We start from the raw sequence: 278 nt of genomic DNA, 5'->3' as shown, positions 1-278 counted from the left end.
ATTCGAGACCGAATTTCTCCCACATCTCGTCCAACCACTGTGGAATGAGGCCGGGCGGGACCACGATCAGGATGCGCCGGCCGACCCCGCGGGCGATGAGCTCCAGCAGGCAGATGCCGGCCTCGATGCTCTTGCCGAGACCGACATCGTCTGCGATCAGAAGTCCGCGTCGCGGTCCGGCGAGCAACCGAGCTAGGGGGGCGAACTGGTAGGGTTCCGGAGAAATACGCCCCGCGACAAAGGCCGCGTAACGCCCTTCCGGCGGTGTTTGCATGCGC

Annotated in this window: 1 protein-coding gene; it reads right to left on the bottom strand. The window is 65.1% G+C overall.

Annotated elements, in window-relative coordinates; all coding sequences use genetic code 11:
• Window positions 1–278: SNF2-related protein (locus tag ACTFO6_RS18705; RefSeq protein WP_439935865.1), on the bottom strand; the 278-nt coding region annotated here is incomplete at both ends.

The organism is Pelomicrobium sp. G1, from assembly GCF_051905455.1.
Taxonomy (GTDB): Bacteria; Pseudomonadota; Gammaproteobacteria; order Burkholderiales; family UBA6910; genus Pelomicrobium.
This window is presented reverse-complemented; position numbering and strand designations above follow the sequence as displayed.